14 protein-coding genes are annotated in these 16358 nt (G+C 56.3%); 10 read left to right on the forward strand and 4 right to left on the reverse strand.

The window, feature by feature from the left end; genetic code table 11:
- The first annotated feature begins 12 nt into the window (after positions 1-12).
- From Q0746_RS15775 to Q0746_RS15790, 4 genes are all read left to right on the forward strand, one after another.
- Positions 13-1044, forward strand: a complete 1032-nt coding sequence (locus tag Q0746_RS15775) for a glycosyltransferase family 2 protein (RefSeq protein WP_298261997.1) — start codon at positions 13-15, stop codon at positions 1042-1044.
- A complete protein-coding gene (locus tag Q0746_RS15780; RefSeq protein ID WP_298261999.1) occupies positions 1031-3304 on the forward strand; it encodes a glycosyltransferase family 2 protein in 2274 nt (757 codons plus the stop codon). Before Q0746_RS15775 ends, Q0746_RS15780 begins: the two co-directional genes overlap by 14 nt.
- 63 nt (positions 3305-3367) lie before the next feature.
- On the forward strand, positions 3368-5014 hold the full coding sequence (locus tag Q0746_RS15785; protein ID WP_298262001.1) for an iron ABC transporter permease: 1647 nt from the start codon (positions 3368-3370) through the stop codon (positions 5012-5014).
- A gap of 149 nt (positions 5015-5163) precedes the next feature.
- Positions 5164-6291 carry a Hint domain-containing protein gene (locus Q0746_RS15790; protein ID WP_298262003.1) on the forward strand — a complete coding sequence of 376 codons (1128 nt, stop codon included), beginning with the start codon at positions 5164-5166 and terminating at the stop codon, positions 6289-6291.
- An 80-nt stretch (positions 6292-6371) separates the two neighbouring features.
- Here Q0746_RS15790 and Q0746_RS15795 read toward each other — a convergent pair whose 3' ends face one another.
- Both Q0746_RS15795 and Q0746_RS15800 read right to left on the reverse strand, forming a co-directional pair.
- Positions 6372-7394 carry a Fe(3+) ABC transporter substrate-binding protein gene (locus Q0746_RS15795; RefSeq protein WP_298262005.1) on the reverse strand — a complete coding sequence of 341 codons (1023 nt, stop codon included), beginning with the start codon at positions 7392-7394 and terminating at the stop codon, positions 6372-6374.
- A 168-nt stretch (positions 7395-7562) separates the two neighbouring features.
- Positions 7563-8783: an acyl-CoA dehydrogenase gene (locus Q0746_RS15800; RefSeq protein ID WP_298262007.1), complete on the reverse strand. Its 1221-nt coding sequence runs from the start codon at positions 8781-8783 to the stop codon at positions 7563-7565.
- Positions 8784-8894: 111 nt separating this feature from the next.
- Between Q0746_RS15800 and Q0746_RS15805 the strand changes: the two genes are divergently transcribed.
- The 5 genes from Q0746_RS15805 (at position 8895) to Q0746_RS15825 (ending at position 13601) form a co-directional block, all read left to right on the forward strand.
- Positions 8895-9800: a MoxR family ATPase gene (locus Q0746_RS15805; protein ID WP_298262009.1), complete on the forward strand. Its 906-nt coding sequence runs from the start codon at positions 8895-8897 to the stop codon at positions 9798-9800.
- A 73-nt stretch (positions 9801-9873) separates the two neighbouring features.
- The gene (locus tag Q0746_RS15810; RefSeq protein WP_298262011.1) at positions 9874-11163 is read left to right on the forward strand and encodes a VWA domain-containing protein; all 1290 of its coding nucleotides are present in this window, start codon (positions 9874-9876) and stop codon (positions 11161-11163) included.
- 26 nt (positions 11164-11189) lie between these two features.
- Positions 11190-11654 (forward strand): DUF1203 domain-containing protein, encoded by a 465-nt coding sequence (locus Q0746_RS15815; protein WP_298262013.1) that lies wholly within the window; start codon positions 11190-11192, stop codon positions 11652-11654.
- Positions 11599-12609 carry an XdhC family protein gene (locus Q0746_RS15820; protein WP_298262014.1) on the forward strand — a complete coding sequence of 337 codons (1011 nt, stop codon included), beginning with the start codon at positions 11599-11601 and terminating at the stop codon, positions 12607-12609. Before Q0746_RS15815 ends, Q0746_RS15820 begins: the two co-directional genes overlap by 56 nt.
- Positions 12609-13601 (forward strand): molybdopterin-binding protein, encoded by a 993-nt coding sequence (locus tag Q0746_RS15825; protein WP_298262016.1) that lies wholly within the window; start codon positions 12609-12611, stop codon positions 13599-13601. Before Q0746_RS15820 ends, Q0746_RS15825 begins: the two co-directional genes overlap by 1 nt.
- Positions 13602-13661: 60 nt before the next feature.
- On the opposite strand, the gene infC is transcribed toward Q0746_RS15825, so the two are convergent.
- Positions 13662-14207: a translation initiation factor IF-3 gene (gene infC, locus Q0746_RS15830; protein WP_363322779.1), complete on the reverse strand. Its 546-nt coding sequence runs from the start codon at positions 14205-14207 to the stop codon at positions 13662-13664.
- A 205-nt stretch (positions 14208-14412) separates the two neighbouring features.
- On the opposite strand from infC, the gene Q0746_RS15835 reads away from it, so the two are divergent.
- Positions 14413-15399: a translation initiation factor 3 gene (locus tag Q0746_RS15835; RefSeq protein ID WP_298262020.1), complete on the forward strand. Its 987-nt coding sequence runs from the start codon at positions 14413-14415 to the stop codon at positions 15397-15399.
- Positions 15400-15511: 112 nt separating this feature from the next.
- On the opposite strand, the gene Q0746_RS15840 is transcribed toward Q0746_RS15835, so the two are convergent.
- The gene (locus Q0746_RS15840) at positions 15512-16357 is read right to left on the reverse strand and encodes a ferredoxin--NADP reductase (protein WP_298262022.1); all 846 of its coding nucleotides are present in this window, start codon (positions 16355-16357) and stop codon (positions 15512-15514) included.
- Position 16358: the final 1 nt, after the last annotated feature.

Here is a 16358-nt window from a genome sequence, read left to right on the forward strand (position 1 = left end):
AACAGGCGTCATATGAAGATCACACTTGTAACCACAATGCGCAACGAAGGTCTGCATCTGTTGGAATGGATCGCGCATCACCGTGCCGCGGGTGTCACCGACTTTTTGGTCTACACCAATGACTGCGAGGACGGCACAGAGGCGCTATTGAACCTGCTTCCCGACGTCACCCATGTAGCCTTGGAGGACGGGAAAAAGCCACCTCAATGGCGGGCGCTGAAGGCGGCTTGGGATCATCCTCTGGTGACACATGCGGATTGGGTGATGTGTACTGACTGTGATGAATTTGTGAATTTAGGCAAAGGCTTATCGACCTTAGTTGAATTGATAGATCATGTGGACGCAGATATGATTTTGATGCCGTGGCGCTTGTTCGGCCACAATGCCCATGCGCAGATGTCCGACGCATTAACCACCGAACGCTTCACCCGCGCCGCGCCAGAGGCGCTGCTTTATCCGGCGATCGGAAGCTACTTCAAGTCGCTGTTCCGCAAAAGCGGCCCGTTCCGCCAATTTGGCGTTCATCGTCCAAAACAGAAAAACCCAGAACGCCATGACCCACCACGAGTGGTTGATGGCTCCGGCGTGCCGGTGCCAAGCAATGTGGCCTCAAGGGACGGGCAGATCATGTTGTGGGGCAAGCCGATCGCGCGCGAATTGGTGCAGCTGAACCATTATTCCGTCCGCTCCGCCGCAGAGTTTATGCTGAAGCGGGGACGAGGATTGCCCAATCACCAGCAAAAAGAAATCGATCTGACCTATTGGGTCGAGCGGAATTTCAACGTCGTGGAAGATCGCTCGATTGCACATATGGCGACGGCGACCAAAGCCACCTTAACGGACTTTTTGGCAGTCGAGGGCGTCGCGCAGGCACAAGCCGAAAGCCGCGCATGGCACCGTGCCAGATTTGAGGCCTTGATGCAGCAGCCTGATGCATTGAAGCTATACGGCCGGTTATTGTTGGCCGAAGGGGCGTCGCATTTGCCTGATGCGGTAGCATTGGATCTGATCAAGCGCTATGGACAGGTCCATGGCTCAAACTGATATCTACCTAAAGCGCGAATTGAATGTTGTTGAAGATCAAGGCCTTGTGGCGCTTGACTGTATAGGCTGGGCAGATCCGGTCGGGGGCATGGGGCTGCGGGTGTTTTTCAAGACCGGCACGTCCTACGATCCGTTCGATCCCAAGGGGCGGAAAGGCTGTGCGGCATTTTCGGAAGCCCGCATGATCAACGGCGGGCCGATGTTCGTCGGCACGGCGCCTGCACCTTCCGGCCATATCAAGATGGCGCTGAAGCAAGGCGAGCTGAAACTCCCAGTCCAAGAGCCGGAAACCGGTTTGTTCGAAGACATGAATGTTTGCATCGTCGAGCGAAACGGTGAAAGCATATCCGTCATCGAGGACTGGCTGCGCTACCATGTGACGGGGCATGACTTGCAAGCCGTGCTTATGATTGATCGTGAAAAACCTAACAGTGAGAAGGGGTTCGAGCGCAAACTGAAAGCTCTTGCTGAAAGTGTAGGGTTGCAACGCCTTGTGCATGTAAAGTCGAAAGTGCCCTTGGGGGATGTGAACCTGCCCCCTGCGCACCACCCGTTCAACGCTCCTGATGCGCCTGGCAAAGATCGCATGGATGATTTGCCCAAGGACCCTGAAACGTCGCCCTTGGCCGAGCTGTCGCTATATGAATGGGCGAAATGGCGGTTCCTGAGCCGCGCGCGCGCTGTGATGAACATCGACCTGACCGACTTGCTCGCGTTGGAGGCGAAACCATTCGATCAGGTCCATGAAACCTCGGTCGGGGTCATCCAGCTTATCGGCCAACGCATCTACCCTTGGCGGGTGCGTCCCAAGAAAAAGCCGACGTTTGGTGACCATATTTGCCGCCAATTCGAAAACCCCCGCGCCAATCGCCGTTGGTGTGTGGCCCCCTCGCGTGTGGGAAGTGACAAAGTCTGGCGCTTTGTGCGGATCATCGATGCAGACCCGCAGCCGGACGAGGTAATGCCCTTTTTGCGGGCGATGGCGATCAAGCATCCCAAGAATTCCGCGGCTGAACTGGTGCCAAAAACGTCGTTGATTGAGGATGAACATTTACTCGTGATGGCCCGCGAAATTTGGGATCACAAACCGGTTCGTCCGCCTGAAAGCAAGATGGCAGAGCCCTCGGGAAAAGCCATCAACGGCGGGCGCACCGCAATTGTCACCTGCATGAAAAACGAAGGGCCCTTCATTCTTGAATGGATCGCCTACCACCGCGCCATCGGTGTGGATGACTTTCTTGTCTACACCAATGATTGCAACGACGGCACGGATGAGCTGCTGGACCTGCTGCAAGAGCGCGGCATCTTGCAAAGGCGGGACAATAAATTCGCTGGAACCGACCTGAAGCCGCAGCACTGGGCTTTGGATGCCGCAGGGCGCGAGGATGTGTTCAAGAATGCCGGTTGGGCGATTTCGATGGATGTGGATGAGTTTATCAACATTCACGTGGGCGAGGGCAAGCTAGAGGATTTGTACAAGGCAGTAGGGGACGCCAACATGATTTCGCTGACGTGGCGGCTTTATGGCAATGGGGATGTGCATGAATACAAAGACGAATTGCTGATCAACCAATTCACCCAATGCGCGCCAGAGCTGTGCCGAAAGCCACATCAGGCTTGGGGCTTCAAGACGCTGTTTCGCAACATTGGCATTTACAAAAAGATGGGAGTCCACCGGCCCAAAGGCCTAAAGCCGGACCTGTGGGACAAGATCAAATGGGTCAATGGTTCCGGCAAGCCGATGCCGAAAAAGCTGATCCGCAATGGCTGGCGCTCCACCACCGACAGCTACGGCTATGACTTGGTGTCGCTGAACCATTATGCGGTTCGATCTGCGGAAAGCTTCCTTGTGAAACGGGATCGTGGGCGGGTGAACCACGTGGATCGCGATCAGGGCTTAAGTTACTGGTTTCGAATGAATAACAACTGGGAGTTCAACAACTCCGCTCAAACGAAGCTTCCGCTGGTGCAGGCAGAGTTCGACCGTTTGATGTCCGATCCGGAGCTGCGTGCGGCCCATGATTATTCCGTCGGCAAGCACCGCGAGAAAATCGAAGAACTGAAGGCGACCGAAAACTACTCCAACTTCTATCGCGACCTGACAGGGCCGCGAATGGAGCGTTTGGCACGGATGCACAATTACTTCGGGGCCAATGTGTTTTTGGCGGGCCCCGATGTTGTGCCCGATGAGGTGGCCTTGATGGAGGAAATCCCCGAGGATTTCTTCTTTACCGTCGAGAAAGTCAAAACGACGCATTAAAGTCCGAGTGTTTTCCTAGGCAATGACTTCCCATCTCTCTCAGGCGCTTGTAGAGACAAGGCGATGTTAAACCTAAAGCGCCCCTCGACCGTCAAAGGTCCCAAGAGCCTGCGCCGCGCAGCGGTTGTCTTGGCAGCCATCTGTGTGTTGCCGATGGTTGCTGTTGCCTTGGCCGCGGTGACGGGGGGCAGTGACACCTTGGTCCATTTGGCCGAAACGGTTTTGGGGCGCTATATCACGACCACGGCCTTGCTGGTTGTTTTGGTGTCCATCGGAACTTTTATGATCGGGACAGGCGCCGCTTGGCTGGTGACGATGACAGAGTTTCCCGCGCGCCGCATATTGGAGATCGCGTTGGTGATCCCATTGGCCTTTCCCGCATATGTTTTGGCTTATGCCTACACGCATCTATTGGACCATCCGGGTATTGTGCAATCCACCTTGCGAGACGTAACCGGATGGGGCCCGCGCGACTATGACTTCCCCGAGATCAGATCCATAGGCGGCGCGGCACTTATGCTGATACTGGTGCTTTACCCCTACGTCTATTTGTTGGCCCGCGCCGCATTTTTGCAGCAAAGTGCGACCTCATTCCTCGCCGCACGCTCGTTGGGGAAAACCCCGTGGCAGGCATTCTTGGGCGTCTCTATCCCGATGGCCCGTCCAGCGATTGCCTCAGGGGTGTTGCTGGCGGTGATGGAAACAATCGCAGATTTCGGCACCGTGGCCTATTTCGGTGTGCAAACCTTCGCCACGGGGATTTACACTAGCTGGTTTTCCATCGGGGATCGGGCAGGGGCGGCGCAACTGGCCTCTGGTATTTTGATGGTCGCCTTGGTGTTGGCCGTTTTGGAGCGTTCCAGTCGTGGCCGCGCCAAGTACCACGATAGCTCCAAGCGCCAAGAACCGATGGAGCCTATCCAACTGCGCGGTTGGGCCAAATGGGGAGCCATGGGGCTTTGCATTGTGCCTGTGATGTTTGGCTGGGTGGTGCCGGGGGTGGCATTGATGATCATGGGCTTTGGAAGTGAGCAGGACCTGTTCTCGCCGCGGTATGTCGCCTTTGCGGTGAACTCTGTCACCTTGGCGTCAATCGCCGCAGTGGTAACCTTGGTCGCGGCTGTGATCCTTGGGTATATGCAGCGTCTTGATGACGGGCTTTTGTCGCGCTTGTCGACCTCCATTGCGCGACTTGGTTATGCGGTGCCAGGGGGGGTGATTGCCGTGGGGCTGATGGTGCCCTTCGCCAGTTTCGACAATGCGCTGGATGCGTGGATGCGGGCGACATTTGATATCTCAACGGGGCTACTGATTACCGGCTCGATCTGGCTGTTGGTTGCGGCCTATATGATCCGCTTTCTGGCTGCGGCTTTAGGTGCTTACGAAGGGGGGCAAGTCGCGGTGAATGCCAATATGGACATGGCGTCTCGCGCCCTTGGGAAGACCGCTCTTGGCACCTTGCGGCATGTGCATTTCCCGATCCTGCGCCCCAGCCTTCTCACGGCTTTGCTGATCGTCTTTGTGGATGTGATGAAGGAGTTGCCAGCGACCTTGATCTTGCGCCCGTTCAACTTTGATACTTTGGCGGTACAGGCATACCGTTTGGCCTCGGATGAGCGGCTGGAGGGCGCGGCGGTCCCGTCTTTGGTGATTGTTGCCATTGGGTTGCTACCGGTGATCCTGATCTGTCGCCAAGTGGGGCGCAGGTAGTCGGAACTGAATTTGGCCTCTGGGGCGGGTAATATTTGCCTAAAATTGCCCAAAAAATGTGACCGCTCTATTGGTCTAATCTTCTGAACGGAAACCGGTAATTTAACTATTTAGCCTATTCCTGCAGTGATTGTAGTGCAGGAGTTGGCATGCCGGAATTCACATTCAGTGTTATCCATCTTGGCAATATTGCTGATCTGGATCCGACCGACGGGAACACCGTTGCGGAAAACCAATCGGCCCTTTTGGGCAGCTATTATAGCGCCGGAGACCCTGCATCTGACCATATCGTCACCCTCACGGCGCAAGATACAAACTCGGACAACCTGATCAACACCAACGATACAGCATCCCCAGAAGCCATTTCCTTCGATCTGGGGGATGGGCCGGTGGCAACACAATATGATAGTCTCTTCAATCTGGACGTCACAGTGACCTTCGATTCCGCCAGTGGGGAGCCCCCCTACAACGGGTTGGGAGGGGTCATTCAGACAGAAACCGGTGACTTGTTCTTTGTGATGATCGATGATGATGCGGGATTGGGGGCGAATTCCTTTGATGATGTTGCAATTGATTCAATCACCATCAACAGCATCTCAGCCTATGGGAGCCAGCAAAGCGCCACTGTATCTGATGGCCAGTCCTTTGTTCCCTGTTTTGCAGCAGGCACCCAAATCGAAACCCCAGATGGGTTGATTCCAGTCGAGAACATAGCCGTAGGCGACCGCGTCATTACTCTGGATTGCGGAGTTCAACGGGTGAAATGGGTCGGCCGCCGGTTCCTAAGTGCGCGCCAGCTGGCAGAGCATCCGAAGTTGCGTGCAATTCACATTAGTGCAGGGGCTTTGGGGGATGGATACCCCTCCCGCGATCTTTTAGTTTCGCCGCAGCATCGGATTTTGTTGAAATCCAAGATTACCAAACGCATGACGGGGCAGTCGGAAATTCTCGTTGCGGCTAAGAAGCTCGCGGGGTTTCCGGGAATTCGTCAGGTGGATTGTGGATTGGGCGTTCAATACCACCATTTCGCTTGCGAGTCGCATCAGTTGGTTTGGGCCAATGGTGCGGTCGCAGAGACGCTGCTTCTGGGGTCACAACTGGGGAAATGGCTCAGCCCGAAAGCCCGCGAAGAGTTGGCAATGATCTTACCCTGCGCCTTTGGAATTGAAGCGCCGCTCGGGATAGAGCCCGCAAGACCCATCGTTCAACGTCGCGCTGTATTACAAAACATGCTTGCAAGACATATCAAGAATGACATGAAACTGGTGACGCTCTGACGGTGGTTGCGAAGGGCGTAGCAAAAGGCGCGCAGGTTTCCCGACGCGCCTGATGCATGTGGCTCGGATCACAGGGACGTTTATTCCCAGCCAACTTTATTGAAAGTCTCAAGGGCCATTGGCAGCTTCTTTGCAACCGCCGATAGGCTCACATCGTCTGCTTTGAACTCACCAAGGCTTTGAACTGCGGATGTGGTTTCTACGCTGGCGACGACGGGGAATTCGTTGTTCCCGGCGGCGAAGTATTTCTGCGCGGATTCGGAGGCAAGATACTCAAGGAATTTCACGGCGTTTTCTTTGTTGGGGGCATGCGCTGCAATACCACCACCCGAAAGGTTCACATGTGCGCCGGTTCCGTCTTGATCAGGGAAGACCCAGCCGACTTTGGCGATGTCAGCGGACAGGCCATCCACGTCTTTTGCCATGGCGCGCGCGAAGTAATAGGTGTTTGCAACAGCGATGCCGCATTCGCCGGAGACAATGCCGCGCAGTTGGTCGGTGTCACCGCCTTGCGGCGCACGGGCCATATTGTCGACCACACCTTGTGCCCATTTCGTCGCGGCTTCTGCACCATTGTTCTCAATGATCGAGGCCAAAAGAGTTTGGTTGTAAGTGTTGGTCGAGGAGCGGATGCACACCATGCCCTTATAGGCAGGGTCAGCCAAATCAGCGTAGGTTTTGGGCGGGTTTTTCACCGTTTCCTTGTCAAAGAAAATGATCCGTGCACGTTGTGAGAAACCAAACCACTGGTTGTCGCTGTCTTGCAGGTTGGCAGGAATTTTGTCTTCCAAAACAGCGCTTTGCGCCGCTTGCAGGATGCCGGCATCCTTTGCCCGCTCCAATCGGGAAGTGTCCACGGTAATCAACACATCCGCAGGGGAGTTCGCCCCCTCTGCGTGAATGCGTGTGATCAGCTCATCCGCCTTGCCCTCGATGCGGTTGATCGTGATGCCTGTTGCATTGGTGAAGTCGGAATACAGTTTCTCGTCCGTGTCATAGTGGCGCGAGGAATAGAGGTTCAATTCGCCCTCAGCCAAGGCAGGCAAGGCGGCCCCGAAGGTCGCAGCAAGGATCAAAGAGAGCGTAGCGGGAGATTTGGTCATGGAAGCAATCCAGTTGTTTACATTTCTTACTGTTTTTATTGGTTACTACATTGTGCGGGGGATGCAAGAGTTTCTGACTAAAAGGATCAGAAAAGAACTTTTGGACAGGCTTTCAACGAAAAGGGCGACCAATTGGCCGCCCCGAACGCATAAAACCTTAGAGTAATTCTAGAAAAAGGCCTGTAATCCGGTCACCGCACGCCCAAGAATCAAAGCGTGGACATCGTGGGTGCCTTCATAGGTGTTCACCGTCTCTAAGTTCACCATGTGGCGCATGATCTGGTAATCCTCTTGGATGCCGTTGCCACCATGCATATCGCGTGACACCCGCGCCATATCCAGCGCCTTGCCACAGTTGTTGCGCTTAACGATTGAAATCATCTCGGGGGCCGCGCGGCCCTCATCCATTAAGCGACCAACCCGCAAGGACGCCTGAAGCCCCAGCGAAATTTCGGTCAGCATGTCTGCCAACTTTTTCTGATACAGTTGGGTTTGCGCCAATGGTTTGTTGAATTGCTTGCGATCCAACCCGTATTGGCGGGCGGCATGCATGCAGAATTCTGCGGCCCCCAGCACCCCCCATGAAATGCCATAGCGCGCGCGGTTCAAACACCCAAATGGCCCCTTTAACCCTTCAACATTGGGCAGCAAGGCATCCTCGCCGACAGCCACGTCCTTCATCACGATTTCACCCGTGGTCGACGCACGCAACGACAGCTTTCCGCCGATCGTAGGGGCCGACAGCCCTTGCATGCCCTTTTCCAAGACAAAGCCGCGGATTTTGCCGCCATGTGCATCAGACTTTGCCCAGACCACGAAAACATCCGCAAAGGGCGAGTTGGAAATCCACATTTTGGAGCCGTTCAAAATGTAGCCCGTCTCCGTCTTTTTCGCGACAGTTTTCATTCCTGCAGGGTCGGAGCCCGCATCCGGCTCCGTCAACCCGAAGCAGCCAATCAAATCACCAGACGCCAAGCCGGGAAGATACTTCTGCCGTTGTGCCTCAGAGCCATAGGCATAGATCGGATACATCACCAAGGAGGATTGCACCGACATCATAGAACGGTAGCCGGAATCAATGCGCTCGATCTCGCGCGCAACAAGCCCGTAGGTCACATAGGACGCGCCCAAACCGCCGTATTGCTCTGGCACTGTCAGCCCCAGTAAACCGGCTGAGCCCATTGCTTTGAACATGCCGGGATCTACCGTTTCCTCGCGATATGCGTCGATGACCTTCGGGGCGAGTTCGGATTGCGCAAAGCTGCGCGCGGCATCGCGCAACATGCGTTCGTCTTCGGTCAGCTGATCTTCCAAGCGGAACGGGTCTTCCCAGTCAAAACGAGCCATATCAGGGGTGTCTTTGGTGGATATAGAGGGGGTGGCGTTCATTGGGGTGCTCCAATTGCAATGTTCGAGTTAGACTATAGTCGCGCTTTGTGGGGGGCAATGCTTGACGAGGTGGGTTCCAGATGCAGCTATGCTACATCGCAGGAGACCCGAATGACCGATTTGCCCCATTCTATCGATGAGACCATCACGCTTCTTGAGGGCGAAAACTACATATGTGGCAGGGCGCTGGCGACGGTTGTGTTCCTATCCCTGAAACTTGGTCGACCCTTGTTTCTTGAAGGCGAGGCAGGGACGGGCAAAACCGAGATCGCAAAAGCAATTGCCGCAGGTCTGGGCCGCCGGTTGATCCGCTTGCAATGTTATGAGGGGATGGATGCCGCATCCGCCGCCTATGAGTGGAACTTCCCAGCCCAAATGATCGCGATCCGCACGGCGGAGGCCGCGGGCACCTCTGATCGCACCGCGTTGCAATCGGAGCTGTTTTCCGACGAATTCCTCACAGCGCGGCCTTTGCTGGAGGCCTTGCAACCGCAAGACGCTGGCCCGCCTGTATTGCTGATTGATGAGCTAGACCGAACCGATGCCCCCTTCGAAGCCTATTTGATGGAGGCTTTGTCGGACTTCCAAATCACCATTCCAGAACTGGGCACCATAAAGGCCACTGAGCCGCCGATCGTTATCCTGACCTCCAACCGGACACGTGAAGTTCATGACGCGCTCAAGCGTCGATGCCTGTATCACTGGGTAGACTACCCCGACTTCGACCGCGAAATGTCCATCCTGCGTGCCCGCGCACCCGAGGCACAACAGGCCCTGAGCCAAGAGGTTGTGGGGTTCGTTCAACGCCTTCGACGTGAAGACCTGTTCAAGTCACCAGGCGTGGCCGAAACCATCGATTGGGCAAAATGCCTGCTGGCGCTGGACGTGATTGCCCTTAGTCCGCAGGTCATTGCCGACACCCTAGGCGCGATCCTCAAGTACCAAGACGACATCCAAAAGATACAAGGCGCAGAGGCACAGCGAATTCTCCAAGACCTTCAAGATCATCTAACGTGAATATCCTGCCGCACCCCCATTGCAAATGCGCCGTCGCAGCCGCCTGCCAAGTAATGCACGGTGGCGCCTAACAATGCAGTTTCCTGCCCTGAACATCCCTGAGAACGGCAAGCTCGCTGACAATATCACATGGTTCGCCCGCGCGTTGCGTGTGGCTGGCCTTCCGGTGGACACTGGCCGCATTATCGATGCCATCCGCGCAGTCGAAGCCGTGGGGTTCACTCGCAAGCAGGATTTCTTCAACGTGCTACAGGCGTGTTTCGTCTCGCGCCCTGAACACCGGCTTGTTTTTGCGCAGACCTTTCGCTTGTTTTGGCGGGATCCCAAGTATCTTGAGCATATGATCGCAGCACTGTCGCCAATGATCCGAGGGGTGCAAGAAGAGCGCCGCGCGCAGCCCGCTGAGAAACGCGCAGCAGAAGCATTACTGGATGGCATGTCTCGTGACAGTCGCAAACATGAAGAGGATACCGAAGAGACCGAAATCGAGATCGATGCCTCGCATACAATGTCAGGGGAAGAGCGGCTGCGCACATTGGATTTTGAACTAATGAGCAGCGAAGAAATGGCCGCTGCGAAACGGATGCTGTCCAAGCTGGCGCTTCCCGCAAAGCCGCTGATCTCTCGGCGCAGCAAACCTCACCCCCACGGGATATTAAACGACGGCCCCGCAACGTTGCGTAAGGCTTTGCGTCACGGTGGCGAAGTTCACAAATTCAGCCTCAAGACGCGGCGCAAAAACTGGCCCAATCTGGTGACGCTTTGCGATGTTTCCGGATCGATGTCCCAATATTCGCGCGCGGTTTTGCACTTCCTTCATGCCGTGAGCAACGAGAGGGCCGCGGGTTGGGCCAAGGTGCACGCGTTCACCTTCGGCACGCAATTGACCAATATCACGCGGCATCTCGCCACGCGAGACGTTGATGCCGCACTGGCCGCTGCAGGCGTGCAGGCGCAAGACTGGCAGGGGGGCACCAAAATCGGCACCTGTCTGCACCGGTTCAATCGCGACTGGTCTCGGCGTGTGATGGGGGCGGGGGCCGTGGTCTTGCTGATCACCGACGGATTGGACCGCGACGATCCCGCTGTGTTGGAGCGCGAGATGCGCCGTTTGCAGCGCAGCGCCAAGAAGGTGATCTGGCTGAACCCGCTGCTGCGTTGGGATGCCTTTGCCCCAAAGGCCGAAGGGATCAAGGCGATGCTCCCCCATGTCGACAGCTTTCGCGCCGGTCACAACATTGCCGCACTGGAAGCCTTGGCCGAGGCAATATCGCGCCCCGATGACAAAGGGGAGAAGACCCGCCTGATGGAGCAGATTTCCCGCAAGGAACGGGTCGCTCCAGCCCGATCATGGTCGGCATAGTGAGCACATGGAAAAAGGAGATACCCATGCGCTACACATCTTATGATCAAGCCTTTGTCGACGCGGTTCGGGTCGGTGGGCCAGACGCCAACGGATTGCCGGCGGAACGCGCGGTAAGCGACGGGAAAGGCAAGCCTTGCCGTTGCTGCCTAGATCAGGTTCCGAACGGTGCGGACATGCTGGTGCTGTCCGCGCGGCCGTTTCCCAAGTTGCAGCCCTACGCGGAACAAGGCCCGATATTCTTGTGCGCGACTGATTGTGCGCCATTCGCAGGCATAACCATGCCCCCGATTTTCACCGCATCCGCAAGCTACCTGCTGAAGGCATATTCCCCCGACAACCGCATAATCTACGGAACCGGAAAAATCACTCCAACGGGGCAGGTGGAAGAATATGCCTCAACCCTGTTCGCGCGCTCTGACGTTGCCTATATTGATGTGCGATCGGCCTCAAACAACTGCTTCCTCACAAGGATATACCGTGACGAATGACTTGAACGACATCCCGTCTATCGCCCTTGAGTGGCACCGCGGCGGCAAGGGGGCGGCGTTGGCCACTGTGGTCGAAACTTGGGGGTCGGCCCCGCGGCCGGTTGGGTCTCAATTGGCGGTCTCGGGGCAGGGCGATATCATGGGCTCTGTCTCGGGGGGCTGCGTCGAGGGGGCGGTTGTGGTCGAGGCGCTTGAGGCCTTGGAAGATGGCGCGTCGCGGCTTTTGGAATACGGCGTGTCCAACGACGAAGCCTTTGATGTGGGGTTGGCCTGCGGGGGCACCATTCGCGTATTGGTGGAGCCAATCGGCGCCGGTTTCCCAGAAGATATGCTGGCGGAATTGGTCGCCACCCGTGCGGCGTCAACTCCGGTGGCCTACACGGTCGACACCACCACTTGGGAACGGGGGGTGCACGCATCCGAGATGTTCCCTGACCGGTTCAAGTCAGACAAATCGGGGTTTGAAGGCGCGACTTTTGTTGCCATTCACAACCCGCCGTTGCGCCTCGCCGTTGTCGGAGGCGTGCATATCGCACAAAGCCTATTGCCCATGGCACGCGCGGCGGGCTTTGCGCCTGTGTTGATCGATCCGCGTGAAGCATTTGCCAGCGCAGCGCGCTTTCCGGATACGGCTTTGGTTCACGATTGGCCCGATGCCGCGCTTGATGCCTTTGGTATCGATGCTCGGACGGCCATTGTCACCCTGACCCACGACCCCAAGCTGGACGATCCCGCCATCCACAAAGCCTTGGCGTCGGAGTGTTTTTATCTGGGGTGCTTGGGGTCTAAGCGGACGCATGCCAAGCGCGTGGCCCGATTGAATGAGGCCGGTTTTACTCCTGCTCAAATTGGCCGGATCCACGCGCCGGTCGGGTTGGACATTGGGGGGAACACCCCCGCTGAAATCGCGATCAGTATCATCGCGCAGATCACTCAAGTCTTGCGGAAAAGCTGATGGAGTTCGGCCCTGTCCCAACCCAGAAGGCCTTGGGGGCGATTTTGGCTCATTCAGAGCAGGTCGAAGGGGGCCGATTGCGCAAAGGGGTGCAGTTGGAACAGTCGCATCTGCAACAGCTGGCGGCGGCAGGGCTAGAAGAGGTGACCGTTGCGCAGCTTGGGTCGGATGACATCCATGAGGACGCCGCGGCCTTGGCCTTGGCGAAGGCGTTGGTGCCAGATGAAGCTGCGGCCTCTTTGAACATAGGGGCCGTTGGAACAGGGCGCTGCAATCTATTCGCGGCAACTGCAGGCGTGGTTCAGATCGATGAGGGCGCCATCAACGCTTTGAATTCCATCCACCCGATGATCACGGTTTCGACGGTACCCCAGCATCACCGGATGGATGCCGGTGGCATGGTGGCCACGGTCAAAATCATCTCATATGCGGTGCCAGAACATGCGCTACGGCTGACCTGCGCCGCGGCGCAAGAGGCCTTACAACTGGCCACAGTAAAACTGCATCAAGCCAGCTATATCGAGACCACACTTGGGGCACGCACCAAGGGGGTCGATGCGATCCGCGGCAGGGTTGAAGCCCTTGGGGGGTGCATGCAGCCCCCTGTATTCTGTGCGCATGAAACGGCGGCACTATGTGACGCTTTGTTGCAAGCCTCGGGTGATATTCTTCTCATTATGACGGCATCCGCGACGTCTGATCTGCGAGATACCGCACCATCAGCACTGAGGCAGGCGGGGGGCAGTGTGGCCCATTTCGGCATGCCGGTAGATCCGGGAAACCTGTTGTTTGTCGGAGAGTTGCGTGGAAAGCCGGTGGTCGGTCTTCCGGGCTGTTCGCGCTCGCCTGCGCTCAATGGCGCGGATTGGGTGTTGGAGCGTTTGATCTGCGGTATACCCGTCAGCGCAAAAGACATCATGGGCATGGGGGTTGGCGGCCTGCTGAAGGAAATTCCCTCTCGGCCGCAGCCGCGCAATCCGAATCGCAAGTAACAAAAAGCCCCGATGCCAGTGGGCAATCGGGGCTTTCTAATGTCGATCAGATAGGGCGGGTTAGGTTTTTAACGGACCAATCAGCATAATCATCTGGCGGCCTTCCATCTTGGGGAAGTTTTCCACTTTGCCGTGACCTTCAATGTCTGCGGCCACGCGTTCCAGCAATTCACGACCCAAATTCAGGTGGGCCATTTCGCGGCCACGGAACCGGAGTGTCACCTTAACTTTGTCGCCATTCTCGAGGAACTTAAACACGTTGCGCATTTTCACGTCGTAATCATTTGTGTCAGTGTTCGGGCGGAACTTGACCTCTTTGATCTCGATGATCTTTTGCTTCTTGCGGGCCTCGGCCTCTTTCTTCTGGGTTTCGTACTTATACTTGCCGAAATCCATGATCTTACAAACAGGCGGGTTGGCGTTGGGAGAAATCTCTACCAGATCAAGTCCGGCGTCATCGGCCATGGCCATCGCACGGGCGGGCGTCACAACGCCCACGTTTTCACCTTCAGCGCCAATCAGGCGGATTTCATCAGAGCGGATGCGGTCGTTGACGCGCGGTCCGGTTTCGCGCACGGGGGGCGCATTATGTGGTCTGCGGGCTATGGCCTGAAGTCCTTCTTTGGTTTCAATACTGTCAGTGCGATAATCTAGTGCGCGCAAGCCCGTCCTACAAGCCGGTTTTCCGCCCATTTCGTATAGAAGGGGAAAAACAATAGCGAAACCCCGTTGTATCCGGCATTCCTATGTCATAGCTCGTCGCAGTAAGCAGGGGGATCATCTCTGCGTAAACTTAGGGACTGGAAGAATTATGCAACGTGGAATTATTACCGTAGCGGTACTCGCAGCAATCGGTGTTGGTGGCTATGTTTGGATGAACAACGGCGGCGACGCCATGGAGGCTGTCAAAGACGCAGCCGGTGAAGCGACCTCTGCAGTAGAAGGCGCCGTCGAAGCAACAACAGAAGCCGCAGCAGATGCCGCGAGCACTGCAACCGAAGCAGTTGAAGGCGCCGTAGAAGCCGCAGCCGAAACTGCTGGCGAAGCTGTTGAAGCAACAACTGAAGCCGCATCAACCGCTGCTGAAGCTGTGACCGAAACTGCTAGCGAAGCCGTTGAAGCAACAACTGAAGCCGCATCAACCGCTGTTGAAGCTGCGACAGAAACCGCTGGTGAAGCCGTTGAAGCAACAACTGAAGCCGCATCAACCGCTGTTGAAGCTGCGACAGAAACTGCTAGCGAAGCCGTTGAAGCAACAACTGAAGCCGCATCAACCGCTGTTGAAGCTGCGACAGAAACCGCTGGTGAAGCCGTTGAAGCAACAACTGAAGCCGCATCAACTGCTGTTGAAGCTGCGACAGAAACTGCTGGCGAAGCCGTTGAAGCAACAACTGAAGCCGCATCAACCGCTGCTGAAGCTGTAACAGAAACTGCTGGCGAAGCCGTTGAAGCTGCGACGGAAACTGCTGGCGAAGCTGTTGAAGCAACAACTGAAGCCGCATCGACCGCTGCTGAAGCTGTGACAGAAACTGCTGGCGAAGCTGTAGAAGCTGCGACAGACACGACTGCTGCTGAAACTGCAGTTGAAGCAACCGAATCGGCGGGTGGTTTGGCCGGTATGGCAGACTTGCTGACGGTAGATGGCTTCAACTACGACAAGGTTGTTGAAATGGTTGATGGCTCCGAGTTGGGCGGCGTTGCCAAAACAACTTTGAAAGCTGGTCTTGCAAAAGCACAAGAAAACCCAGAGCTGCTGTCTGGTGTTCTGGACCAAGTAAAGGCGGCAATGGGCCTCTAAGCCTCGCCGCGAAGCTTGGGCCGCGTCATTGGCCCAAGCTTGCACCAAAAGAAAACGCCGCGTTTGGGACGTCCAAACGCGGCGTTTTTATTTTCGGGGTCACAGCCAGCAGTTAGCCTACAAAGGCTTTCTCAACCACGTAGTGTTTCGGGTCGCTGTTTGCCCCTTCTTCCAAGCCAAAGCCCTCAAAAATTTCCTTCAGGTCGGTATTCAATCCCATTGAGCCACAGACCATCGCGCGGTCCGTCTCGGCGGTCATCGGCGCGATCCCCAGATCTTCGAAGATTTCGCCGCTGCGCAGCTTATCGGTCACGCGGCCCATCTTCGGGCTCTCTTCGCGGGTGGTTGTCGGGTAGTAGACCAGCTTTTTAAGGTTTTCCTCGCCCAGAAGTTCCAGCATCATTTCGTCAGTGCGAATGTTTTCAATCAACTGACGGCCATACTCCAACTCCGCCACTTCGCGACAGGTGTGGGTGATGATGATTTCGTCGTAGTCCTCAAATGTCTGCGGATCGCGCAGCAAGGAGGCAAAGGGTGCAAATCCGGTGCCGGTCGCAAAGAACCACAGGCGTTTTCCGGGCAGCAGCGCGTCATGAACCAAGGTGCCCACCGGTTTTGGGCGTAGAATGATCTCATCGCCAACTTTAATGTGCTGCAGCTTTGAGGTTAGCGGCCCGTCTTGCACTTTGATGGAATAGAATTCCAACTCTTCGTCCCACGAAGGGGAGGCGATGGAATAGGCGCGCAGCAGCGGCTTTTGCTTACCTGTTTCCGGATGCGGGTCGCCCATCAGGCCGATCATCACAAATTCGCCAGAGCGAAAGCGCAGGGAGGCGGGGCGGGTGACGCGGAAAGAGAACAAGCGGTCCGTCCAGTGTTTTACTTCCGTGACGGTTTGAGCGTCGGGCAAGGTGGGGACGGCTTTTACGGGTGCGTTCATGTCAGCAACTTCATTCATG

Source organism: uncultured Litoreibacter sp. (assembly GCF_947487515.1).
In the GTDB taxonomy this organism is placed as follows: Bacteria; Pseudomonadota; Alphaproteobacteria; order Rhodobacterales; family Rhodobacteraceae; genus Litoreibacter.